The organism is Pseudomonas sp. FP2335 (assembly GCF_030687535.1).
Taxonomy (GTDB): Bacteria; Pseudomonadota; Gammaproteobacteria; order Pseudomonadales; family Pseudomonadaceae; genus Aquipseudomonas.
Map to the genome: position 1 here is coordinate 642,212 of NZ_CP117437.1, position 23,141 is coordinate 665,352.

Annotated in this window: 19 protein-coding genes; 14 read left to right on the forward strand and 5 right to left on the reverse strand. The window is 60.5% G+C overall.

Annotated features, from left to right (window positions below):
- Positions 1–95: 95 nt before the first annotated feature.
- Positions 96–1,016, forward strand: a complete 921-nt coding sequence (locus PSH81_RS02710) for an NAD synthetase (protein WP_226455610.1) — start codon at positions 96–98, stop codon at positions 1,014–1,016.
- Positions 1,016–1,456 (forward strand): hypothetical protein, encoded by a 441-nt coding sequence (locus PSH81_RS02715; protein ID WP_305391961.1) that lies wholly within the window; start codon positions 1,016–1,018, stop codon positions 1,454–1,456. Before PSH81_RS02710 ends, PSH81_RS02715 begins: the two co-directional genes overlap by 1 nt.
- 15 nt (positions 1,457–1,471) lie before the next feature.
- Here the strand turns inward: PSH81_RS02715 and PSH81_RS02720 are convergent, their stop codons facing one another.
- Complete coding sequence (locus tag PSH81_RS02720; RefSeq protein ID WP_192300261.1) at positions 1,472–1,960, reverse strand: type VI secretion system tube protein Hcp; 489 nt, start codon at positions 1,958–1,960, stop codon at positions 1,472–1,474.
- Between the two features lie 187 nt (positions 1,961–2,147).
- On the opposite strand from PSH81_RS02720, the gene PSH81_RS02725 reads away from it, so the two are divergent.
- From PSH81_RS02725 to PSH81_RS02755, 7 genes are all read left to right on the forward strand, one after another.
- Positions 2,148–3,062, forward strand: a complete 915-nt coding sequence (locus PSH81_RS02725) for an NAD synthetase (protein ID WP_226455612.1) — start codon at positions 2,148–2,150, stop codon at positions 3,060–3,062.
- Positions 3,059–3,538 (forward strand): hypothetical protein, encoded by a 480-nt coding sequence (locus PSH81_RS02730; RefSeq protein WP_226455613.1) that lies wholly within the window; start codon positions 3,059–3,061, stop codon positions 3,536–3,538. Before PSH81_RS02725 ends, PSH81_RS02730 begins: the two co-directional genes overlap by 4 nt.
- A 196-nt stretch (positions 3,539–3,734) precedes the next feature.
- Positions 3,735–4,649 (forward strand): NAD synthetase, encoded by a 915-nt coding sequence (locus PSH81_RS02735; RefSeq protein ID WP_305391962.1) that lies wholly within the window; start codon positions 3,735–3,737, stop codon positions 4,647–4,649.
- Positions 4,646–5,152 carry a hypothetical protein gene (locus tag PSH81_RS02740; protein WP_226455614.1) on the forward strand — a complete coding sequence of 169 codons (507 nt, stop codon included), beginning with the start codon at positions 4,646–4,648 and terminating at the stop codon, positions 5,150–5,152. Before PSH81_RS02735 ends, PSH81_RS02740 begins: the two co-directional genes overlap by 4 nt.
- A gap of 167 nt (positions 5,153–5,319) precedes the next feature.
- A complete protein-coding gene (locus tag PSH81_RS02745) occupies positions 5,320–8,610 on the forward strand; it encodes a DUF2126 domain-containing protein (protein WP_226455615.1) in 3,291 nt (1,096 codons plus the stop codon).
- A 149-nt stretch (positions 8,611–8,759) separates the two neighbouring features.
- The gene (locus tag PSH81_RS02750) at positions 8,760–11,246 is read left to right on the forward strand and encodes a circularly permuted type 2 ATP-grasp protein (RefSeq protein WP_305391963.1); all 2,487 of its coding nucleotides are present in this window, start codon (positions 8,760–8,762) and stop codon (positions 11,244–11,246) included.
- Entirely contained in the window at positions 11,246–12,136 is an 891-nt protein-coding gene (locus PSH81_RS02755; RefSeq protein ID WP_226455617.1) for a transglutaminase family protein, read from the forward strand. Before PSH81_RS02750 ends, PSH81_RS02755 begins: the two co-directional genes overlap by 1 nt.
- Positions 12,137–12,356: 220 nt before the next feature.
- Here PSH81_RS02755 and PSH81_RS02760 read toward each other — a convergent pair whose 3' ends face one another.
- Positions 12,357–12,539, reverse strand: coding sequence for a hypothetical protein (locus PSH81_RS02760; protein WP_192300255.1), 183 nt, complete (start codon positions 12,537–12,539; stop codon positions 12,357–12,359).
- Positions 12,540–12,871: 332 nt separating this feature from the next.
- On the opposite strand from PSH81_RS02760, the gene azu reads away from it, so the two are divergent.
- On the forward strand, positions 12,872–13,318 hold the full coding sequence (gene azu / locus PSH81_RS02765; protein ID WP_192300254.1) for an azurin: 447 nt from the start codon (positions 12,872–12,874) through the stop codon (positions 13,316–13,318).
- Between the two features lie 136 nt (positions 13,319–13,454).
- Here the strand turns inward: azu and nadE are convergent, their stop codons facing one another.
- Together nadE and pncB are read right to left on the reverse strand one after the other, a co-directional pair.
- A complete protein-coding gene (nadE, locus tag PSH81_RS02770) occupies positions 13,455–14,282 on the reverse strand; it encodes an ammonia-dependent NAD(+) synthetase (RefSeq protein ID WP_192300253.1) in 828 nt (275 codons plus the stop codon).
- A 3-nt stretch (positions 14,283–14,285) separates the two neighbouring features.
- The gene (gene pncB, locus PSH81_RS02775) at positions 14,286–15,500 is read right to left on the reverse strand and encodes a nicotinate phosphoribosyltransferase (protein ID WP_192300252.1); all 1,215 of its coding nucleotides are present in this window, start codon (positions 15,498–15,500) and stop codon (positions 14,286–14,288) included.
- Positions 15,501–15,709: 209 nt separating this feature from the next.
- Here pncB and PSH81_RS02780 point away from each other — a divergent pair, with 209 nt between their 5' ends.
- Complete coding sequence (locus tag PSH81_RS02780; RefSeq protein ID WP_226455619.1) at positions 15,710–17,521, forward strand: phosphatidylserine/phosphatidylglycerophosphate/cardiolipin synthase family protein; 1,812 nt, start codon at positions 15,710–15,712, stop codon at positions 17,519–17,521.
- Positions 17,521–18,801, forward strand: coding sequence for a sel1 repeat family protein (locus PSH81_RS02785; RefSeq protein WP_305391964.1), 1,281 nt, complete (start codon positions 17,521–17,523; stop codon positions 18,799–18,801). Before PSH81_RS02780 ends, PSH81_RS02785 begins: the two co-directional genes overlap by 1 nt.
- Here the strand turns inward: PSH81_RS02785 and PSH81_RS02790 are convergent.
- Complete coding sequence (locus PSH81_RS02790; RefSeq protein WP_226455621.1) at positions 18,798–19,685, reverse strand: LysR family transcriptional regulator; 888 nt, start codon at positions 19,683–19,685, stop codon at positions 18,798–18,800. The genes PSH81_RS02785 and PSH81_RS02790 overlap by 4 nt on opposite strands.
- 155 nt (positions 19,686–19,840) lie before the next feature.
- Here PSH81_RS02790 and PSH81_RS02795 point away from each other — a divergent pair, with 155 nt between their 5' ends.
- Both PSH81_RS02795 and PSH81_RS02800 read left to right on the forward strand, forming a co-directional pair.
- Entirely contained in the window at positions 19,841–21,331 is a 1,491-nt protein-coding gene (locus PSH81_RS02795) for an aldehyde dehydrogenase family protein (RefSeq protein ID WP_226455622.1), read from the forward strand.
- Positions 21,332–21,509: 178 nt separating this feature from the next.
- On the forward strand, positions 21,510–22,793 hold the full coding sequence (locus tag PSH81_RS02800; RefSeq protein ID WP_305391965.1) for an FAD-binding oxidoreductase: 1,284 nt from the start codon (positions 21,510–21,512) through the stop codon (positions 22,791–22,793).
- The last annotated feature ends 348 nt before the right edge of the window (positions 22,794–23,141 follow it).

Consider the following 23,141-nt stretch of genomic DNA (forward strand, 5'->3'; position numbering starts at 1 on the left):
GCGTTTATCCTGTGGGAATGCGGCCAAATGTGGGAGCGGGCTTGCCCGCGAAGGCGTCAGGTCAGCCAACATCAATTTCAAGGAAGAACACCCCCATGGGCAACCCCCTGGCCGGCATCGGCATGGACTCCAACCGCTCCCAGTTCATGGCGCGCCAGCGCATAGAAAGTGAAATCAACGTACCCCGGCTATTCGCCGCCATCGACGCCGACCCCGCTATCGTCGGCGCCGGCGTGGTGTATATCGACGCCGACTTCAACGTTGTCACCCTGCGCGAATTCAAGCCGATCTGCAGCATCCTGCCCAAGCGCATCATTGTGCGCGAGGCACAGAAATACATCGCGCCGGCACAGTTCGCCGACCAGGTCGTCAACAACCCGCGCGAAGGACGGCTGATCGGCGAAGCCATCAACACCACATTGTCCTGCGGCGGGGCGATCATCGGGTGGCTCGTTGTCCTGAGCGGTACTATCGCCGTGCCGTTCACCGCCGGCGCCAGTTCGGTGATGACCGTGATCGGCTATGCCAGCGCCACGGCCAGTACCGCCTCGTGCTTCTTCGGCGCGTATCGCACGCGCAATGAAATCGTCAACCCAGGCATGAACGACTACCTGGATAACGAAGAGTGGTATCAGACCGCGACAAAAATCATGGACGGCGCGGCCTTGGTCGGCGTGGGCGCGTCGACGCTGACCACGGTCAAACTGATCAACGTCACCCGCGCCTCCACCGGCAAAAGCTTGCGCCAGGTGCTCAAGGGCCTCAACGGCCAGGAGCGGGAGAAGCTGACCAAGGAATTGCTGAAACTTGCTGACCCGCAGATGTCGACCAAGATGCGCAAGCTCCTGCAACTGCGTGGCGAGTTGACCAAGCGGTTCACCCCGACCCAGCTCAAGCACGCCACCATCGTGCAGATCGGCGACGCCTTCGGCGCCGGGCTCGGCAGCTGGGGGCTGGCTCGTTCGGATAACGTCAAGAAAACCCTGGCGATTGGCTTGTACGAGGAGTCCGAATAATGCGTGTTGTGCCGTCGTTGAAACCATTCCTTCTGGAACATTTCCCGTCGTTCATCGGTGTGATTCTCGCAGGCTGCCTGGGCGGCTCCGGCGCTATTTCCCTGGCTGCCAGCACCTACTTCGCCGACGTGCCGATGGCTACCAACGCGACGGTGTCGTGGTTCGTGGTGCTGTTTGCCGCGCTGTTCGTGACCCTCAGCAACATCCTGGTCGTGCGCGGGCACGCCTGGGCGGTGTGGGGTATGGTCGGGTTTTTCGTGGTGTGTCTGCTGGTGACCCTGCCGACACTGGCCTATGGCCCCCACTGGTTTATCTACAGCGAATGTCTGTTCTGGCCACTGTTGGGGTTGTTGCTGATCAACGGCAAGGGCTATCGGGCGATGGTGGGCAAGCTGGTGGGTGTGCGCCGTTTGCGTGAGGCGGCCAAGGCGGGGCTGTAGCCTTGGCTCGCGTGGTCAGATTTTCACGTTCTGACGAATGTTCCAACCGTATTTCACCGCACCGCCGTCCTTGCCGCCGTCGGCTTTCTGCGGTTGGTAGCTGACTTCGACGCTTGCGAAATTCAAGCCGATGACCTCTGTCAGTTCGTCACTGTTTTTCACCGCGTCGGTTTGGTAGGACGTCACCATCACCTCCTTCAAGGTGATCACCAGATACTCCACCGCACTGCTGCCCCCGGCCTTGCGCACCACCAGCCGCGCTTGCGGGTAATGCTTGCCGGTGGAGCAGGCCATCATCAGGTTGGGTGAGGACTTATCCATCACTTTCGAGATGGACAGGTTCTCGATATTGACCTTGCCCGCACCACCGCCGCTGCCGCTATGCATCGAGCCCGTCTGCGACATGCCCCAGCCCCAGCGGCTGATCTCGATTTCATCGCGATGGGCCTGATCCCTGGATTCGCCCTTGATGTCGCCCAACTTCAAAAACATATCAGTTGCCATTGTCGTTCCCTGTACTGGTGTCCGCCGGTAGTGGCGCGGGGCGTACTTTTTCTTATTCGGGACATGGCCTACAAGACGCTACACCGTGATCAGGAAGTGCCTGTCTGGATAAAGCGAAGCTTCTGACATTTTTACGCGATGCCCAGTCTTTACCCTCTGCGCTCTTGTGAAAAACCGGAGTAAAGGGATGACTTCCAGTGTGTTGAAAGACGGGTTCCCCAGTGCGCACTTGACGACGCGGCAGTGGGTGGAAAGCACGATTGATCTGCGTAAGTTGTTTGCCGCCATTGATGCTGATCCGGCAATTGTCGGTGCTGGCGTGGTGTACCTCGATGCGCAGTTGCGGGTGATTGTGTTGCGCGAGTTCCAGCCGATTTGCAGCGTTGTGCCCAAGAAGGTGATTTTGCGGGAGGCGCCCAGTTATGTCGGGCGGGTGGAGTTTGCACGGCGGCTGGCGAATGAACCGCGAGAGGCGGATGTGACGTTTGAGGCGGTGAATGCGGGGGTTGCGTGTGCTTCGGCGGTGATCAGTTGGTTGGTGATGGTGGGCGGCTCGGCGCTGAGTCCTTTTACCTTTGGGGCGACGGGTGTGGTTGCTGCCATTGGTTATTCGTCAGCGATAGCCAGTTCAGTTCAATGCGTGATCGGCGCTCGTCGGACTTACAACGAAATGACTGACCCTGCTCGTAACGACGCTTTGGATGGTGAACCGTGGTACCAGGCCGTAATGGCCGGATTGGATGCCGCTTCGTTGTTAGGTGCTAGTAATGCGGCGATGTCGACGGTTCGATTTGTCAGCATGCTCAAAAAAACAACGGGGAAAAACACGCATCAGGTACTAAAAGGGCTGAGTCGACAGGAACGGGTAAAGTTGACCAAGGAGTTACTGAGTATCAACCACCCAGAAATCAGCCGGAAAATGATCAAACTGAAGCAAATGGCTGGAGAGCTACCCAAGCGCTACACCTCGGCCGAAATAAAGCGTGGGACCGTCGTGCAGATGGTTGACGCCGTTGGCGCTATCTCAAGCATTACTGGCAGTGTGCGGTCCGGGAACACTCGGACAATTGCGTTAGGACTCTACGAGCAAGCGTCAGAATGAAATTCCTCGTGCCACTTCGACCTTTTCTGGTCCTTAATTTTCCCGTGTTTATCGGCGTGATTTTTTCGGGTCTCTTCGGTGGTGCTGCCGCTGTCGTGCTGGTTGAAAACTATTACTTACCCTCCTTATCGAATTCGGCTGCTGAAGCTGCGGCTGTGGTGCTGGCCTGCTTTATCACGCACTGCAATTTCATGATCGCCTATGGGCGACCGAAGTGGGCCTGGGGCATGTACGGCCTGTTCTTTGCCTGTTTACTGGTTGCTTTGCCAGCTTTTCAGTTTTCGCCATATCCATTTGTTTACGCCAGTAGTGTTTTTTGGCCGGCCTTTGGTCTTCTACTGCTTCACAGCAAGCGCCATCGAGAAATGCGCGCCACGGCCGTAGAGCTTCGTCATATGCGCCGCAAAGTCACGGTGGACATCGAGAAACGACGCAAACACGAGCGCGCAATAATCCGAATAAAGAAATCGAGGTGACTCCCCTATTGTCGTTCCCTGTAATGATGTCCGCCGGTAGTGGCGCGGGGCGTACTTTTTCTTATTCGGGACATGGCCTACAAGACGCTACACCGTGATCAGGAAGTGCCTGTCTGGATAAAGCGAAGCTTCTGACATTTTTACGCGATGCCCAGTCTTTACCCTCTGCGCTCTTGTGAAAAACCGGAGTTAAGGGATGACTTCCAGTGTGTTGAAAGACGGGTTCCCCAGTGCGCACTTGACGACGCGGCAGTGGGTGGAAAGCACGATTGATCTGCGTAAGTTGTTTGCCGCCATTGATGCTGATCCGGCGATTGTCGGTGCTGGCGTGGTGTACCTCGATGCGCAGTTGCGGGTGATCGTGTTGCGCGAGTTCCAGCCGATTTGCAGCGTTGTGCCCAAGAAGGTGATTTTGCGGGAGGCGCCCAGTTATGTCGGGCGGGTGGAGTTTGCACGGCGGCTGGCGAATGAACCGCGAGAGGCGGATGTGACGTTTGAGGCGGTGAATGCGGGGGTTGCGTGTGCTTCGGCGGTGATCAGTTGGTTCGTGATACTGGGGGGCGCAGCGCTGACCCCGTTTACTTTTGGAGCCACAGGTGTAGTTGCCGCGATTAGCGTCGTAGGCGCTTCGGCAAGCACTCTCCAATGCGCGATTGGTATGCGACGAACGCGAAATGAATTTGTAGACCCAGCACTTAATGATGAACTCGACCGCAACGAATGGTATCAAGCCGTAACGCTTGGGCTAGACGCCGCCTCATTACTAGGTGCTGGCAACACAGCAAGGTCTACGATTCGAATGGTTAATTCGCTCAAAAAGGCAACGGGGAGAAGTACACACCAAGTGCTCAAAGGGTTGAATCGGCAGGAGCGGGTGAAGCTCACCAAGGAGCTGATAAGTATCAACCATCCGGAAATATCCCGAAAAATGCTCAAGCTAAAGCAGATGACTGGTGAGATGCCCAAGCGTTTCACTTCGTCTGAAGTAAGGCGTGGGACCATGATTCAGATGCTTGATGCCCTTGGCGCCGTATCGAGTATTGCTGGCAGTGTGAGGTCTGGGAACATCCGGATTATCGCGGTTGGGCTGCATGAGGAAATCTCGGAATGAAATTTTTCAGAGTGAGATTTCTTATACCGGTGCGCCCCTTTCTTTTGCGGTTTTTTCCCGTCTTTATGGGTGCCATCTTCATGGGTATTTTAGGCGGGACCGCTGTCGTGGCGCTGTTGGAACACTACTACCCGCGCACAGCTCCGTGGGCTTTATCGGCGTCTGCTGCTGAGAAAGCCTGTGTCGTGTTGGCCCTCTTTATCACCCTCTGCAATTTCATGATCGCTTACGGGCGACCAAAATGGGTCTGGGGCATGTACGGTCTTTTCATCGCCTGCCTATTGTTCGCTTTACCGGCTTTTCGGTTTTCACCGCATCCATTTATTTACGTAGAAAGCGTCGTATGGCCGCTGCTCGGTTTAGTACTGCTTAGCAGTAAACGCCACGGGGAAATGCGTGCCAACTGCGTAGAACTTCGCCGCCTGCGCAGCAAGGTAATGGACGCCATCGAGAAACGACGCAAACACGAGCGCGCAATAATAAGAATAAAGAAACCGAGGTAATCCCCCACGCCCGCTACAAATATGTGCAACTGTTGCACCAGGGCACCTACGTTGGCGCCGTTTTGGTGCTGTACTGCACCGGGCCGTACGACAAAGTGCAATGACTGCCGCGCTGGCATAAGTCTTGCGCGCGTCAAACCCCATGCCCTGGCTCGCAGGAGGCCGCCGTGTCGATTCATGTCGCGTTGCACCACGTTACGCATTACCGCTACGACCGCGCTGTCGAACTCGGCCCGCAGATCGTGCGTTTGCGCCCGGCGGCCCACAGCCGTACGCGGATTTTGTCCTACGCGCTGAAAGTGCTGCCCGAGCAGCATTTCATCAATTGGCAGCAAGATCCCCAGGGCAATTACCTGGCGCGTCTGGTGTTCCCGGAAAAGACTGCCGAGCTGCGTATCGAAGTCGATCTGGTCGCCGAGATGGCGGTGTTCAACCCGTTCGACTTTTTCCTCGAGCCCTACGCCGAAAAAATCCCTTTCAGCTATGCCGCCGATGAGCAGCGCGAGCTGGCGCCGTACCTGGAAACCTTGCCGTTGACGCCGAAGTTCGCCGCCTACCTGGCCGGTATCGACCGCACGCCATTGCCGGCGGTGGATTTCCTGGTGGGCCTCAACCAACGCCTGGCTGCCGACATCGGCTACCTGATCCGCATGGAGCCGGGCGTGCAGACGCCGGAGTTCACCCTGGAAAACGCCTCCGGTTCCTGCCGTGACTCGGCGTGGCTGCTGGTGCAATTGCTGCGCAACCTGGGGTTGGCGGCGCGGTTTGTGTCTGGCTACTTGATCCAGCTCACCGCCGACGTCAAAGCCCTCGACGGGCCGTCCGGCACCGAGGTGGACTTCACCGACTTGCACGCCTGGTGCGAAGTGTATTTGCCCGGCGCCGGCTGGATCGGCCTGGATGCCACCTCCGGTCTGTTTGCTGGTGAAGGCCATATCCCGTTGGCCTGTAGTCCCGATCCATCGTCTGCCGCCCCGATCAGTGGTTTGGTGGAACCGTGCGAGTGCGAATTCACCCACGAAATGTCGGTTGAGCGGATTTGGGAGGCGCCGCGCGTCACCAAGCCCTACACCGAAGAACAATGGCTGGCGATCCAGGCCCTCGGCCGGCAGATCGATGGCGACCTGCTAAAGGGGGATGTGCGCCTGACCATGGGTGGCGAGCCGACCTTCGTTTCCATCGACGACCCCGACGGCGCCGAATGGAACACCGCGGCCCTCGGCCCGGACAAGCGCCGGCTGTCTGCCGAGTTGTTCCAGCGCCTGCGCAAGCACTACGCGCCCAAGGGCCTGGTGCACTTCGGCCAGGGCAAGTGGTACCCCGGCGAGCAATTGCCGCGCTGGTCACTCAATTGCTACTGGCGTCGCGACGGCGTACCGATCTGGCACAACAGCGCGCTGATCGCCGATGAACAACAAGACTACGGCGCGGACGGCGCCATGGCCGGGCGTTTCCTCGCCAGCGTCGCCGAGCGCCTCAAACTGCCGGCGCGTTTTGTATTCCCGGCGTTTGAAGACAACTTCTACTACCTGTGGCGCGAAGGCGCGTTGCCGCAAAACGTCACCGCCCAGGACCCGCGTCTAAGCGACGACCTGGAGCGCGAACGCCTGCGCAAAGTGTTCAGCCAGGGCTTGGACAAAGTCATCGGCCAGGTCCTGCCGCTGGCGCGTACGGCTGCCAACGACCGCTGGCAGAGCGGGCGCTGGTACTTGCGCGATAACCACTGCCGCCTGGTGCCGGGGGATTCGCCCTTGGGCTATCGCCTGCCGTTGGCGTCGCAGCCGTGGGTGACGGCGGCGGAGTATCCGTTTGTGCACCCGACGGACCCGAACCAGGATCAGCCGGGGCTGCCCACGACCGCCCAGTTGAACAGCCACGGCGAACCTGCGCCGAGCGATGAGCGTACGCCCAGCGTGGACGAATCCGCCGACTGGCTGACCCGCACCGCGTTGTGCGCCGAAGCGCGGGAAGGGCGCCTCTACCTGTTCATGCCGCCGCTGGAGCGTGTCGAGGATTATCTGGAACTGGTCGCCGCCATCGAGGCCACTGCCGAAGAGTTGCATTGCCCGGTGCTGCTGGAGGGGTACGAACCGCCTGCCGATGCACGCCTGAGCAACTTCCGCGTGACGCCGGACCCGGGTGTGATCGAGGTCAACGTGCAGCCGTCCGCCAGTTGGGACGAGCTGGTCGAACGCACCGAATTCCTCTACGAAGAGGCGCGGCAAACCCGCCTGACCACGGAAAAATTCATGATCGACGGGCGCCACACCGGCACCGGCGGCGGTAACCATTTTGTACTCGGCGGCGCGACGCCCAAGGATTCACCGTTCCTGCGCCGACCTGATCTGCTGCGCAGCCTGATCAGCTACTGGCATAACCATCCTTCGTTGTCCTACCTGTTTTCCGGGCTGTTTATCGGCCCGACGTCCCAGGCACCACGGGTGGATGAAGCACGTAACGACGCGTTGTATGAACTGGAAATCGCCTTCGCGCAAATGCCTGAGCCGGGTGAAGAATGTCCGCCGTGGTTGGTCGATCGCCTGCTGCGCAACCTGTTGATCGACGTGACCGGCAACACCCATCGCGCCGAATTCTGCATCGACAAACTCTATTCGCCGGACGGCGCCACCGGCCGCCTGGGCTTGCTGGAACTACGCGCGTTTGAAATGCCGCCCCATGCGCGCATGAGCCTGACCCAACAACTGCTGCTGCGTGCCCTGGTCGCTCGGTTCTGGCGCGAACCCTACGCGCCGCCAAAGCTGGCGCGCTGGGGCACCGAGTTGCATGACCGCTTCCTGCTGCCGCACTTTATCGAGCAGGACTTCGCTGACGTGATCGTCGAACTCAACGCCGCCGGCTACCCGCTGCGCGCCGAATGGTTTGCCGCGCACCTGGAGTTCCGCTTCCCCAAGGTCGGCGACTACGCCGTCAGCGGTATCGAACTGGAACTGCGCCAGGCCCTCGAACCTTGGCACGTACTGGGCGAGGAGGGCGCGGTGGGCGGCACGGTGCGCTATGTGGATTCGTCCCTGGAGCGCCTGCAAGTCAAGTTGACCGGCCTGGCGCCGCAACGCTACCTGCTGACCTGCAACGGCATCCCGGTGCCATTGCAGGCCACCGGCCGCGTGGGCGAGTTTGTCGCCGGCGTGCGTTACCGCGCCTGGCAACCGGCCAACTGCCTGCAACCGACCATCCCGGTGCATGCGCCGCTGGTATTTGATTTGCTGGATACCTGGATGCAACGTTCACTGGGCGGCTGCCAGTACCACGTCGCCCATCCGGGCGGGCGCAATTACGACAGTTTGCCGGTGAATGCCAACGAGGCGGAGAGTCGGCGGATGGCGCGGTTTTTCCGCCTTGGGCATAGCCCAGGGAAGCTTCCGGTGCCGTCTCTGGTGATCAATGATGAATTGCCAATGACCCTGGATCTACGACGCTTCCCCAATAAAAATGACTGAACGCAGTTCAAAATGTGGGAGCTGGCTTGCCTGCGATAGCGGTGTACCAGTCGATACTTCTGGTGACTGACCCACTGCTATCGCAGGCAAGCCAGCTCCCACATTAGACTGTGGTGAATCCGACCTTCTTTGCCTCTGCCGAGCGTTCCATGTCCGACTTGCTCGACCGTTACCCGCTGACCGCGGGCACTTATCACGAACTGCTGGACGACAGCGGTGCGGTGCGTGCCCATTGGCAGCGCTTGCTCGACCACCTGCAACGCAGCACCCCCGCGCAACTGGCCCAGCGCCAGGCGCTGCTGACCCGGCAGATCCAGGAAAACGGCGTGACCTACAACGTCTACGCCGACCCCAAGGGCGCCGACCGTCCCTGGGAACTGGACCTGCTGCCCCATGTGCTCGCCGCCGAAGAGTGGCAGCACCTGGCAGCGGGGATCGTCCAGCGCGCGCGCCTGCTCAATGCCGTGCTCGCCGACCTATACGGCCCGCAGCGCCTGATCAAGGAAGGCCTGCTGCCGGCCGAGCTGGTATTTGGACACAACAACTTCCTGTGGCCGTGCCAGGGCATCCAACCGCCGGACGGTGCGTTCCTGCATCTCTACGCCGTGGACCTGGCGCGCACACCCGACGGCCGCTGGTGGGTCACTGCCGACCGCACCCAGGCGCCGTCGGGCGCCGGTTATGCACTGGAAAACCGCACCATCGTGTCCCGCGCCTTTCCGGACCTGTACCGCGACTTGCAGGTGCAGCACCTCACCGGTTTCTTCCGCACCCTGCAGGAAACCCTGGCCCGCCAGGCCCCCGGCGATGACCAGCCGCCGCTGATCGTGCTGCTCACGCCGGGGCGCTTCAACGAAAGCTACTTCGAACACCTCTACCTCGCGCGCCAGCTCGGCTACCCGCTGGTGGAGGGCGGCGACCTCACCGTGCGCGACAGCAGTGTGTTCCTCAAGACCCTCAGCGGCCTGCGCCGGGTGCACGCGATCATGCGCCGTCTCGACGACGATTTCTGCGACCCGCTGGAACTGCGCACCGACTCGGCGTTGGGCGTACCCGGCCTGCTCGATGCCGTGCGCCAAGGCAATGTGCTGGTGGCCAATGCCTTGGGCAGCGGCGTGCTGGAGTCGCCGGGGTTGCTTGGTTTCCTGCCGAAGATCAATGAGTTCCTGTTCGGCGAGGCGTTGATCCTGCCCTCCATCGCCACCTGGTGGTGCGGTGAAGCGCCGGTACTGGCCGAAGCGCTTGAGAAACTGCCCGAGCTGCTGATCAAGCCGGCGTTTGCGTCGCAGAGTTTTGCTCCGGTGTTCGGGCGCGATCTGGACGACAAACAACGCCTGGCCCTGGCCGAACGCATGCGCGCGCGCCCTTACGCCTACGTCGCCCAAGAGCTGGCGCAGCTGTCCCAGGCGCCGGTGTGGCACACCGTGGAGGACCATCTGCAACACCGCGCCATCGGCATGCGAGTGTACGCCGTGGCCAGCGATGACGGTTATCGCGTGTTGCCCGGCGGCCTGACGCGTGTAGCGGCGCAAGCCGATGCCGAAGTGGTGTCGATGCAACGAGGCGGCGCGAGCAAGGACACCTGGGTGCTCGGCGAACGCGCGCCGGGTGGCGAGCAATGGCGTGCGCAGCGCACCATCGGCGCCCATGACCTGGTGCGCCGCGATCCTTACCTGCCGTCCCGCGTGGTGGAAAACCTGTTCTGGTTCGGTCGTTATTGCGAGCGCTGCGATGACAGTGCGCGCTGGCTGCGCATCGTGCTGGGGCGTTATGTCGATGGCGACGATCCGCTGGCCTTGCAAGCGGCGGTGGAGTTGGGCGAGAACCTGCGGTTGCTGCCGGAGGAGGGCGAGCTACCCGAACGCCTGCTGGGTGCCATGCTCGGTGACGACTGGCCGTCGAGCCTGCGCGCCAATCTGCAGCGTTTGCAGTGGGCCGCGTCCCAGGTGCGGGGCAAGTTGTCCCGGGAGAACTGGCAGGCGCTGGTGGAGTTGCAGCGCGAAGCCCTGGAGTTGGAAAGCCAAGCGCCGGATTTCGGCGAATTGCTGGATTTCCTCAACCGCCTGGTGATGTCCCTGGCAGCGCTGTCCGGATTTGCCCTGGACGACATGACCCGTGACGAAGGTTGGCGCTTTTTGATGATGGGCCGACGCATCGAGCGCCTGCAATTTCTGAGCAGCAGCCTGGCGGCGTTTCTGCGGGGTGTGGCGGTGTTCGATCAGGCGGGGCTGGAGTGGTTGCTCGAACTGGGCAACAGCAGCATCACCTACCGCTCACGCTACCTGGCGGTGCCGCAGTTGATCCCGGTGCTCGACTTGTTACTGTTGGACGAGCAGAACCCCCATGCAGTGCTGTTCCAATTGAAACTGGTGAGCCGCACCCTGCGGCGCTTGAACGATGATTTTGGCGTGCCCCGGGAAACCGGGCTTGGCCCGCTGGTCGAGCGCCTTGCGCATTTCGACCTGGGTTGCCTGGAGAACCCGCTGTTCGGCGAATCCAGCGTACGTGCCGCGCTGGACGGCCTGGCCGACCTGCTGCAAGCGGTCGCCGATGAGAGTGGGCAAGTGTCGGATCGCCTCGCGCTGCGCCATTTTGCCCACGTGGATGATGTCAGCCAGCAAACGGTGTCGGTGTGATGAGTGCGCACTACCAGATTTTCCACGATACCCATTACCACTATGACAGCCCGGTGTCCCTGGCCCAGCAGTTGGCGCACCTGTGGCCCCGGCCGTGTGCGTGGCAGCGCTGCACCCAGCAGCAACTGGAAATCAGCCCGCAGCCCTCGTCGCGGCGCGATGAGCTGGACGTGTTCGGCAACCCGATCACCCGCCTGGCCTTCGAGCGCCCCCACGACGAACTGCTGGTGAACGCCGGGCTGACCGTGGAGGTGCTGGCGCGTCCGACGCTGGACTTCCAGCAATCGCCCGCCTGGGACCAGGCCCGTGACAGCCTGACCTACAGCAGCCAGCCGCTGTCCGATGAGTTGATCGAAGCCATCCGTTACCGCTTCGAATCGCCCTACGTGCACCTGAAGAAAAACTTCGTCGAGTTCTCCGCCAGCTGTTTCCCACCGGGGCGTCCGCTGTTGCTCGGTGTGCAGGCGCTGATGGAAAAAATCTTCAGCGAATTCACCTTTGATGCCGAAGCCACCCAAGTCGCCACGCCGCTGGTGGAAGTGCTGGAGCGCCGCCGTGGCGTGTGCCAGGACTTTGCGCACCTGATGCTCGCTTGCCTGCGTTCGCGTGGCCTGGCGGCGCGTTATATCAGCGGCTACCTGCTCACCCAGCCTCCGCCCGGCCAGCCACGGCTGATCGGCGCCGATGCGTCCCACGCATGGGTTTCGGTGTATTGCCCGGTATCGGGCTGGGTGGATTTTGATCCGACCAACAATGTGCAGCCGGCCCTGGAGCACATCACCCTGGCCTGGGGCCGGGATTTCTCCGATGTGTCGCCGTTGCGGGGAGTGATTCTGGGGGGCGGTAGCCATGACCCGGAGGTGCGGGTGACGGTGATGCCGCTGGAATGATTGGCTATCAGGCTTTTTGTCGTGAGCGGGCTTGCCCCGCGCTGGACGGCGCAGCCGCCCCGATAGGGCCGCCGCGCTGTTTCAGAAAGACCGAGGCGCCTGGATTTAGGGTGGCTGCGCCACCCAGCGCGGGCAAGCCCGCTCACTACAGGATTCGCCTAGGGATTTAGAAGATGTGTAGATACCCTGGGCCTGCTCACCACAAGGTGGGAGCGCTCAATTATTGCGCCGGATCTTTTGGCGTTTCGCTCTCGTCGTTCGTTTCTTCAGCGTCGACATCGGTGCTCAGCCCATTGGCTTCGTCTTCTGCAGCGGCTTTCTTGCGTTGCAGCTTTTCCTCTTTCTTCTGCTCCTTGGCCAAGTCTCTCTGACGTTTGGCGAAGGAGTAATTAGGTTTGGCCATGGGCGATCCTCTAGGGTCGAAGGTGAGGGTGGCGGCGCGCAGCTGCCTTGGGCTGCCATGGTAGCAGCTTAGCAGCGCGCTTGGCCTTCACTTACCGCAGGCGTAAGCGGCCAGCAGGCCGTTGAACAGTTGGTCGAGGTGCATGATGCGGGCTCCAGTGGTTGGTGGGCCGATCATAGGGCGGTTGTAGTACTTTGGCCGTTAGATTGTGTTGATAAGTCTGATAGCCTAAAGTTGTATACAATCTGTTGACTCAGATCATAAGAACTCATGCCTGCTTGAGGCACCCTTGTCGCAATCCGCGTTTTTTAAACCCTGCCTTGGAGATTCACATGTTCGCCAAACTCGTTGCTGTTTCCCTGCTGACTCTGGCTAGCGGCCAGTTGCTTGCTGCAGAGTGCAAGGTCACCGTCGACTCCACTGACCAGATGTCCTTCAACACCAAGGAAATCACGATCGACAAGAGCTGCAAGACGTTCACCGTGAACCTGGAACACTCGGGCAGCTTGCCGAAAAACGTCATGGGCCATAACTGGGTACTGACCAGCGCGGCCGACATGCAACCGGTTGCCACTGACGGCATGGCCGCTGGCATCGACAAGAACTACCTGAAGGAAGGTGATGCACGCATCATCGCCCACACCAAGATCATCGGTGCCGGCGAGAAAGATTCGGTGACCTTCGACGTGTCGAAACTGGCCGCCGGGACTGACTACGCGTTCTTCTGCTCGTTCCCGGGCCACATCTCCATGATGAAAGGCACGGTGGTCGTCAAGTAAGACCGCGTTATCGTTCTTCGCGGGCAAGCCCGCTTCCACATTCGACCGCATTCCCCTGTTGGAGCACGGTCAAGTGTGGGAGCGGGCTTGCCCGCGAAGGCGACTTAACAATCAATACAGAACTGCCAGGCCCACCTCACGGCGCGAACGGCATGACCCGCTTGTGGGCAGTCTTGCGGTAGGTCTCGCAGATAATCCGGAACGCTTCCTCACGCACCGGCTCACCGTGCAGGAACGCATCAATCTCCGCATACGTCACGCCATGTGACGCCTCGTCCGGCTTGCCCGGCGACAAGTCTTCCAGGTCCGCCGTCGGCACCTTCTCCACCAACGATTCCGGCGCGCCAAAGTAGCGTGCAATCGAACGCACCTGGTTTTTCACCAGCCCGCTCAACGGTGCCAGGTCGCACGCACCATCGCCGAACTTGGTGAAAAAGCCCATCACCGCTTCCGCCGCATGGTCAGTACCGATCACCAAGCCACCGGCCGCGCCGGCGACGGTGTACTGCGCCACCATGCGCATGCGCGCCTTGGTGTTGCCCAGCACGAAGTCGCGGGAAACTGCGGCTTTGCCTTCAAACGCCGCCACTTCGGCCGCCAGGGCTTTCACCGCGGGGCCGATGTTGACGGTATGGCGCTCGTCCGGCTCGATAAAGTCCACCGAGGCCGTGGCGTCGATTTCATCGAACTGGACTTCGTACGGCAGGCGCACCGCGATAAAGCGGTAGGCCGCATCACCGCTGTTTTCGCGCAGTTCTTTTACCGCGCGCTGGGCCAAGAGTCCGGCGGTCAGGGAGTCGACGCCGCCGCTGATGCCCAGCACCAACGTCTTCAGCCCGGAATTGCGCAGGCAATCCTGGATAAAGGCCACGCGGCGGGCCACCTCGGCCTCCAGGGCCGCCTGGTCGTTGAACGGCGCTTGGACCTTGAGTTGTTCAGCAATCTCACGCTGTACGGCTTGCATGATTCACTCCTTGCTAGAGATGGCAGGTACTTTGAAAACGTGACGCAAATAGGCGACAAAGTTCGGATCGGTGCAGTGGGTCTTGCCCGCTTCGTCGGAAATTTTCGCGACGGGCTGGCCATTGCAGGCGGTCATTTTAAGCACGATGCTCATCGGTTCCACCCCTGGAATATCGCAAGTCAGGTTGGTGCCGATGCCAAAGCTCACATTGATCCGTCCACGCAGCGCCCGGAAGATCTCCAGCGCTTTGGGCAGCGACAGGCTGTCGGAGAACACCAGGGTCTTGCTCATCGGCTCGATGCCCAGCTTGTGGTAGTGGGCGATGGCTTTTTCGGCCCACTGCACGGGATCACCGGAGTCGTGGCGCAAGCCGTCGAACAGCTTGGCGAAGTACAGATCGAAATCGCCGAGGAACGCATCGGTGGTAATGCAATCGGTCAGGGCGATGCCCAGCAGGCCACGGTATTCGCGGACCCAGCAATCGAGGGCGGCGATCTGGCTGTCGATCAGGCGCGGGCCGAGTTGCTGGTGGGCCATGATCCATTCGTGGGCCATGGTGCCGAGCGGTTTCATGTCCAACTCGCGGGCCAGGTGCACGTTGCTGGTGCCGACGAAGCGGCCGGGGAAGTCATGCTTGAGCACGTTGACCACTTCCTCCTGCACCCGGTACGAAAAACGCCGGCGTGTGCCGAAATCGGCGACTTGCAGTTCGGATAATTCATCGCTACTGGCGTTGGCCGTCAGCCAATCGAACTTGCGGTACAACTGCTCGCGGGCCTGTTCGAGGATTACGCTCTGGTAGCGATAGCGGTTACGTACTTCGCTGACGATGGCCAGCATCGGCACTTCAAACAGGATCACATGCAGCCACGGCCCGCGCAGGCGGATAAACAACTCACCGTTCTCGATACCGGTCTGCACATAGCGCAAGTTGAAGCGGAACAGCCCGAGGAAGCGCAAAAAATCCGGCTTCATAAAGCTGATGCGCTCCAGGAAACCCAGTTGGTCGGGGCTCAGGCTCAACTCGGCGAGGCGCTCGATCTGGTAGCGGATTTCCGCCAGGTACGGGCGCAAATCCTCACTGTTGCGGCAACGAAACTCCCATTCAACTTCCACATTCGGGTAGTTGTGCAGCACCGCCTGCATCATGGTCAGCTTGTAGAAGTCGGTGTCGAGCAGGTTCTGCACGATGCGATCGGCAAACACACTCTCGCTCATAACGGGACTCTCCAGACGGATCGGCGATGGGCGCCGACCTTTACGCACAATTAAGGATGGGGGCTAGTGGCGCATAGGCGGGGGGTGGTTTGCCAGTGTTTTTTGCGTGATCGAGAAGCGTCCCGCTTTGAAAGACGAACCTTCTGACATTCGTCACGGATAGCAACTCTTTACGCTCTGGGCTTTCACCTAGCCGAGGGAGTAGAGGAATGAATCGCCCTGCCATTGTCGCGCCCGTCGCCTTGCAGCATACGCAGACCGTCACTTGTAACGCGCCTTGGTACGTGCAGGGCAGTGAATACCATCCTGTGGAGGCCACTTATCAACCGCTGATCAATGGCGAAGAAGCCTTCAAGGCCGTGCATTTGGCGATTGCCAGGGCCAGCAAAACCGTCGACATCATCTGTTGGGGGTTCCAGCCGTCGATGTATTTCATCCGCGACGGCAAGAGCCCGAGCATTGGCGAACTGCTCAAGGCAAAGGCTCGCGAGGGAGTCAGGGTTCGCGTATTGACGTGGGAAATGCCGCTTAACTCTGCCGGTGTTGCAGGTGAGGCGAACTTGCCCGGTAAAGGCTCGGTACGCATCAGCGATCGGGCGCTACAGACGTCTACCCAGGCGCAATACGACGAGGACCGTCGATGGTTCGCCGAATGCTCGGTGTCGGACAGCAAGGCCGCCGGGCAGGCAGCGCGCGGGCTCCCGGTCTTTATCAGTCGTGGTTTCGACCTGAATGAGCGGGCCGAGATCGCCCGCAGCCTGAAAGAGGAAAGCCTCGACCCCGAGATCAGCCTCCAGATGCGTCACGCATTGCGATGGACCGCCAGCCATCACCAGAAGAGCGTGCTGGTCGACTACGAACTGCCGGACTGCGCTGTAGGTTTTGTCATGGGCCACAACATGCTCGATGCGTATTGGGATACCGACAAACACTCGGCTTTGGGCCGATCTGAACAGAGCAAACCTGCACCCAATCGCGGGCCACGTGGTGACACTCCGCGCCAGGATATTTCCACTCAACTGAGCGGGCCGATCCTGGAGCACCTGCACCATAACTTCGCCAGTGCCTGGCTCAAGGAAACCGGGGAGAACCTGCTCGACCTTCGCCAAGCCAAGCAGGTCGGGCCGCACCTGCAATGCATGCCCGGCGTCACGCGCCAGCTGGCCCAAGTGCTGCGCACCCAGGCGCAAGCGGGCAAGCGTGAGATCGAGAAGGCCTACTTGAATGCGGTCAACAACGCGACGCAGTTTATCTATATCGAGAACCAGTATTTTCGCTGGCCACCGCTGGCCGAAGCGATCAAGAAGACGGCGGCGGATCAGACTGGTGGAGGGCGTGATCCAGGTGTACACGGCTCGTTGCACCTGTTTGTGATCACCAATGCGACCGATGACGGCATAGGTGCGGGCACGCTCAATACCCAGCGCATGCTTGAGAGCCTGGGACGTGCCGACACGATTCCCGGCGTGACCAAGCTTCGGCGTATCGAGCGGATGAAAGCGGCCGCACCTCCCCGGCCATCACCTGATCCACGGGATCATGTAGGGCAAAGGGAGTTGACTAAATGGCAGGCCGAACTCGATCAAAAAACCAAGGCGATCGAGGACAGCATGGTTGTTCCGCAAGAGCTGCCAGGGTTGAAAATTCACATGTGTTCGCTAGTGGCGCCTGACTCACCCGCCGGCCGGCAGTGGATGCCGGTGTATATCCACTCGAAGTTGATGATTGTGGATGACGTGTTTACGACCTTGGGCTCAGCGAACATCAACACCCGCAGCATGCAGGTCGATAGCGAGCTGAATATTGCGCATGAGTGGGGGAGTGTGACGCAGGGGTTGCGGCGCAGATTATGGGGGCTGCATACGGATGGGAGGGGGGCTCAGGATGATCCGGAGGAGGCGTTTGTAGTTTGGACGGAGATCATCAATGAAAACAAAGAGCGCGAGTCCAAAGCTTCGACGCCCTGCACACCCCTCGTCGAGTTTTATTACGGCAAAAGAACCCTGAAGGACCTCGACTGATGCGCCGTTTTTTTCTGCTCTCAAGCCTGCTGCTGGCCGCTTGTATCAACAGTGCTGGGCCTATTCAACTGAACAAGGACATTCCGATGAATCCGATTACCGAGGCTAAACAAAAACTTACCTTTATCTGTAGGCATGAAACCATTCCTCAGCCGGCTGCCGAAGCTGACATGTTGTTCCAGTACGCTCGCTGGCTGCAAAAAAATAATCAGCTCATACCAGACAAGGCCGTCGACGTTGCGATCGAGCGGCTTTACCGCATCGCTGCTGAAAACGGTCACTACAAAGCCAATATCAATCTACAAGCCGGCAGCATGCGCGGCCGCTTCAAGCTTCATGGCGAAGAATATCTGCGACTAAGTCAGCAACTGATCGATGCTGGTGTCGCGACCGGCTATTACTTCATTGGGGTCTTCCTGCAGCAGGGTTCCGCTGGTTTGGCGCTGGACGAGGAAATGGCCCTGCGTTATTACCGCAAGGCCGCAGACCAAGGCAGTGCCCAAGCTCAAACGATTCTCGGGGACATATTGGCGCCGATCAGCGTCGCGCCAGCGATCGCCAGACAGATGCGCCGCTGTGCAGCTGAGCAAGGGAATGGAGCAGCAGCAGTGGCGTTGGGCATCGATCTCAAAAATGAGGGCGAGTACCAAGCTGCTTTGGAGGTGCTTCAACTGGGAGTGGCCGCAGGAGAAGAAAGCTCTGCCTCACGCTTGGGCAAAGGTTTTCGAGGCCCACTGCCGGAAGACCGTTTGTACTACCTCGACCAGAAAGAAGACCTTGAACGCGCCGAGCGCTATAAAACAATCTGGAGAATATTAGCGAGATACTCCTACGCTGACCCCAAAGTCCCCGAAATCAACCAGATTGTCCCCCTGCCTCCAGCCAAACTCCCCGCCTGGGACGGCAAATTGCAATGGCTGGAAGCGCGCCTGGCCAACGTCCCGCCACCCAAGCCCAGCGAAGCACTGATCCATCAACTGGCCAACGCCAAACTGCTCGACCCTGGCACCGGGAAAGGGTTGCCGGGCTCACCGGCATTCACCCAGGCCCACTTGTTTTCACCCAACTGCTACAGCGGCCAAGCCTGTCCGGTCAGTGGGTATTGGAAGGTGGGTCGGCTCCCTGATAGCGATTACGTCGCGAAAGGAGATGGGGTTCGGCATTTCGAGACGGGCGAGGTCCTGCCGAAAATGTTGATCGAACGCTACCAGGTACGTAGTTGGCCCTTCTCCGACAAGATCACGCGTAGTGAGCAGGTGGTGGAATGGTGCCTGCTTTAAACCTGCTCCATCATCCACCTCACAAACTCCCGCACCTTCGGCACCTCCGCCGAATGCTCCGGGTACGCCAGGTAGTACGCGTCCTGGCTCGGCATCGCATGCTGCCAGGGGATTACCAGTTTGCCGTCGGCCAATTCCTCCTCCACCAGGAACCGTGGCAATAGCGCCACGCCGCAGCCCACCTGCGCCGCGCGGATGCACATGTAAAAGGTGTCGAAACGCGGTCCGTGGTAGCTGTGTTCGGTCTGGTAGCCCTGGCTGGCGAACCAGTCGTGCCAGCCCTGGGGGCGCGAGGCGTTTTGCAGCAGCACCAAGTCGCTCAGTTGCGTCGGGTCGGTGAATGGCTGCGCGGGCAGGCTTTCCGGGGCGCAGACGGGCACCAGCTCTTCGCTGAACAATTTCAGGCTCTCGGTGCCCGGGCGTGAGCCTTGGCCGAAGTAGAAGGCCATGTCGGCCTTGCCTTGCAGCAGCTCGTCCGGGTCTTGTTCGTTGCACAGGTCCAGGTGGATCTGCGGGTGACGCAGCCGCCAGCCCTTGAGGCGCGGCACCAGCCAGCGGGCGCCGAAGGTGTAGGGCGTGGACACCCGTAGCACTTCGGTCTCGCCGCCGTAGGAACGCAGGTAGTGGGTGGACATCTCCACTTGCGTGAGGATTTTTCTCACTTCCACCAGGTACAGGTCGCCCGCCGGGGTCATCTGTAAACGTCGGCGCACGCGGCGAAACAGCAGGTGCTGGAGCAGTTCTTCCAATTGCGCCACCTGCTTGCTCACCGCACTTTGTGTGAGGTTCAGCTCCTCGGCGGCGCGGGTAAAGCTCAGGTGGCGGGTGGCGGCTTCGAAGCACTGCAGGGCGGTGATCGAGGGCAAATGTCTTTTGTTCAGCACGCTGTGCCTCTTTTTATGTTTTGCATGAATTAATGGAATGATATCTCGCCTAATCGTCGTTTGTTGGCAAGTCTTGCGCCAGCTACAAATAAGCTCTGGATCGTCGTGTTCCTCGCGGCGCGAATTTTTAGGTCTGCAGACTGAAGGAGTGACCCATGGTTGCCGCATTGCTTGATCGTCTCGGGGTAAACCCGGCGCTGTACCAGGCGGGGAAACAACCCGTGCATTCGCCGATTGATGGCAGCCGTATCGGCAGTGTGCACTGGGAAGGTGCCGCCGAGGTGGAGCAACAGGTCAGTCGCGCCGAGCATGCATTCGAGGCCTGGCGCAAAGTGCCGGCGCCGCGTCGCGGTGAGCTGGTGCGCCAATTTGGCGATGTGCTGCGCGAATACAAGGCCGACCTCGGCGAGTTGGTCTCCTGGGAAGCCGGCAAGATCACCCAGGAAGGCCTGGGTGAAGTGCAGGAGATGATCGACATCTGCGACTTCGCCGTCGGCCTGTCCCGCCAGCTCTACGGCTTGACCATCGCCTCTGAGCGTCCTGGCCACCATATGCGCGAAACCTGGCACCCGCTGGGTGTGGTCGGCGTGATCAGTGCCTTCAACTTCCCGGTCGCGGTGTGGGCGTGGAACACCGCCCTGGCGCTGGTATGCGGCAACGCGGTGATCTGGAAACCGTCGGAAAAGACCCCGCTCACCGCCCTGGCCTGTCAGGCGTTGTTCGAGCGCGTGGTGAAGAACTTCAACGATGCGCCGCCGTACCTCAGCCAAGTAATCATCGGCGGCCGCGATGCCGGCGCCGCGTTGGTGGATGACCCGCGTGTCGCGCTGATCAGCGCCACCGGCAGCACGCGCATGGGCCGCGAAGTGGCGCCCAAAGTCGCCGCGCGCTTTGCCCGCAGCATCCTAGAGCTGGGCGGCAACAACGCGATGATCCTCGGCCCCAGCGCCGACCTCGACATGGCCGTGCGCGCGATCCTGTTCAGCGCTGTCGGCACTGCTGGCCAGCGCTGCACCACCTTGCGCCGGTTGATTGCTCACGAATCGGTCAAGGAAGAAATCGTCACCCGCCTCAAGGCCGCCTATTCCAAGGTGCGCATCGGCCACCCGCTGGAAGGCAACCTGATCGGCCCGCTGATCGACAAGCACGGCTTCGACAATATGCAGGATGCCCTGGCGCAAGCCTTGAGCGAAGGCGGCAAGGTGTTCGGCGGCAAGCGGCAGTTGGAAGACACCTTCCCGAATGCCTACTACGTGTCGCCGGCCATCGTGGAAATGCCCGAGCAAAGCGACGTGGTGTGCACCGAAACCTTCGCGCCGATCCTGTACGTGGTCGGCTACACCGATTTCGCTGAAGCCTTGCGCCTGAACAACGCGGTGCCGCAAGGCTTGTCGTCGTGCATCTTCACCACTGACGTGCGCGAGGCCGAGCAGTTCATGTCGGCGGTGGGCAGTGACTGTGGCATCGCCAACGTCAACATCGGCCCGAGCGGCGCGGAGATCGGCGGCGCGTTTGGCGGGGAGAAAGAGACGGGCGGCGGGCGTGAGTCGGGTTCGGATGCATGGCGCGGGTATATGCGTCGCCAGACCAATACCGTGAACTACTCGCTGGAATTGCCGCTGGCCCAGGGCATTACCTTCGACTAAAACACTGTCGGAACGCGGTTGAAAATGTGGGAGCGGGCTTGCTCGCGAATGCAGTGTGTCAGTCAACAGATTTACAGCTGATCCACCGCATTCGCGAGCAAGCCCGCTCCCACATTTGATTGGATTACCAAGTCGAAACTGAATTGAGTGGTTTGTTGGGTCTCATCGGAGTCTGGCAATGGCATTACGCGAAGCATGTTTGTGGGAACACCTCACCCCCAGCCGGCCAGACCGCGCCGCGCTCAAGGGCGAGGTCAAGGTGGATGTGTGCGTGATCGGCGCCGGGATCACCGGTTTGTCAGCGGCCATTCACTTGCTGGAACAAGGTAAAAGCGTCGCCGTGCTGGAGGCCCATCGCACCGGCCACGGTGGTTCGGGGCGCAATGTCGGGCTGGTCAACGCCGGGCTGTGGATTCCGCCGGATGACATCGAAGCCGGTTTTGGCGAAGCGGTCGGCAGCCAGCTCAATCGCATGCTGGGTGCGGCGCCGGCACTGGTGTTCAGCCTGATCGACAAGTACAACATCGATTGCCAATTGCGTCGCGAGGGCACCTTGCACATGGCGCACAACGCCCGGGGCGAGGCGGATTTGCGCAGCCGCGAAGAACAATGGAAGCGCCGTGGTGCGCCGGTGGAGCTGCTCACCGGCCAGGCCTGTGAGCAGGCCACCGGCACGCAGAAAATCGCCGCTGCCTTGCTCGACCGGCGCGCCGGCACCTTGAACCCGATGGCCTACACCAGTGGTCTGGCGAATGCTGCCGTCGGCTTGGGCGGGCAGTTGTTCGATCATTCGCCGGTCACGCAGCTGGAACGCCAGGGCGCGCACTGGTCGGTGCAGACCGTCCAGGGCTCGGTGCAGGCCAGCCAAGTGGTGATCGCCTCCAACGCCTACACCGAAGGCGAATGGACCGAACTGCGGCGCAATTTCTTCCCCGGCTACTACTATCAGGTCGCTTCGGCGCCGCTGACGGATGCCGCTGCCCAACAGATCCTTCCCGGTGGCCAGGGCTCGTGGGACACCCGCCAAGTACTGAGCAGCATCCGCCGTGACGCCGATGGCCGCCTGCTCCTTGGCAGCCTGGGCAATGGCAACCAGAAACCCGCCTGGTTTCTCAAGGCGTGGGCCGATCGGGTGCAGCAGCATTACTTCCCGTACCTCAAATCGGTGCAGTGGGAGTACACCTGGACCGGCTGCATCGCCTTCACTCCCGACCACTTGATGCGCCTGTTCGAACCGGCGCCGGGGCTGGTGGCCGTTACCGGCTATAACGGGCGTGGCGTGACCACCGGCAGTGTGGTCGGCAAGGCGTTTGCCGACTATCTATGTCACCAGAATCCCCAGGCCTTACCGATCCCCTTTGCACCCATGCAGCCGCTGGCCGGGGTGGGCCTGCGCAGTTGCTTGTATGAGGCTGGATTCTCGCTGTATCACGCCGGGCAATGTCTGCGGATCGTGATCTGATCAGCGAAATACCGCTCAGAAGCCCGCATTTTCTTAGCCGGCTACTAATCTGTATTGGTGCAAGTCGTAGCAGTCGCGCACTGTAAATGTGCAGTTCCGTTACGCAGCCTGTTACAGCTGTAGGAACTGTCGTTTATAGGCCTGGTTGCAGGTGCGACCTGCCAGGGTTGTACTTTTTTCGCTCATTGGTTGCACCTATTGATCCTAGAGGGTTGCACGTCCTGACGAACGGAGCCGAAACGCCTGTAATTCCAATGACACCGTGTCTTTTTGAAGAATAAAAACCTACTGGCACGCGCTTTGCTCTGGGCTTTCAGTGGAAAGTTTGAACGCAAGTTGTAGTGCCAA

What these genes read in the sequence shown, in the direction of transcription:
- PSH81_RS02710 (WP_226455610.1), top strand. Translation starts at nt 96, where the DNA reads ATGGGCAACCCCCTGGCCGGCATCGGCATGGACTCCAACCGCTCCCAG.
- PSH81_RS02715 (WP_305391961.1), top strand. Translation starts at nt 1,016, where the DNA reads ATGCGTGTTGTGCCGTCGTTGAAACCATTCCTTCTGGAACATTTCCCG.
- PSH81_RS02720 (WP_192300261.1), bottom strand. Translation starts at nt 1,960, where the DNA reads ATGGCAACTGATATGTTTTTGAAGTTGGGCGACATCAAGGGCGAATCC.
- PSH81_RS02725 (WP_226455612.1), top strand. Translation starts at nt 2,148, where the DNA reads ATGACTTCCAGTGTGTTGAAAGACGGGTTCCCCAGTGCGCACTTGACG.
- PSH81_RS02730 (WP_226455613.1), top strand. Translation starts at nt 3,059, where the DNA reads ATGAAATTCCTCGTGCCACTTCGACCTTTTCTGGTCCTTAATTTTCCC.
- PSH81_RS02735 (WP_305391962.1), top strand. Translation starts at nt 3,735, where the DNA reads ATGACTTCCAGTGTGTTGAAAGACGGGTTCCCCAGTGCGCACTTGACG.
- PSH81_RS02740 (WP_226455614.1), top strand. Translation starts at nt 4,646, where the DNA reads ATGAAATTTTTCAGAGTGAGATTTCTTATACCGGTGCGCCCCTTTCTT.
- PSH81_RS02750 (WP_305391963.1), top strand. Translation starts at nt 8,760, where the DNA reads ATGTCCGACTTGCTCGACCGTTACCCGCTGACCGCGGGCACTTATCAC.
- PSH81_RS02755 (WP_226455617.1), top strand. Translation starts at nt 11,246, where the DNA reads ATGAGTGCGCACTACCAGATTTTCCACGATACCCATTACCACTATGAC.
- PSH81_RS02760 (WP_192300255.1), bottom strand. Translation starts at nt 12,539, where the DNA reads ATGGCCAAACCTAATTACTCCTTCGCCAAACGTCAGAGAGACTTGGCC.
- azu (WP_192300254.1), top strand. Translation starts at nt 12,872, where the DNA reads ATGTTCGCCAAACTCGTTGCTGTTTCCCTGCTGACTCTGGCTAGCGGC.
- nadE (WP_192300253.1), bottom strand. Translation starts at nt 14,282, where the DNA reads ATGCAAGCCGTACAGCGTGAGATTGCTGAACAACTCAAGGTCCAAGCG.
- pncB (WP_192300252.1), bottom strand. Translation starts at nt 15,500, where the DNA reads ATGAGCGAGAGTGTGTTTGCCGATCGCATCGTGCAGAACCTGCTCGAC.
- PSH81_RS02780 (WP_226455619.1), top strand. Translation starts at nt 15,710, where the DNA reads ATGAATCGCCCTGCCATTGTCGCGCCCGTCGCCTTGCAGCATACGCAG.
- PSH81_RS02785 (WP_305391964.1), top strand. Translation starts at nt 17,521, where the DNA reads ATGCGCCGTTTTTTTCTGCTCTCAAGCCTGCTGCTGGCCGCTTGTATC.
- PSH81_RS02795 (WP_226455622.1), top strand. Translation starts at nt 19,841, where the DNA reads ATGGTTGCCGCATTGCTTGATCGTCTCGGGGTAAACCCGGCGCTGTAC.
- PSH81_RS02800 (WP_305391965.1), top strand. Translation starts at nt 21,510, where the DNA reads ATGGCATTACGCGAAGCATGTTTGTGGGAACACCTCACCCCCAGCCGG.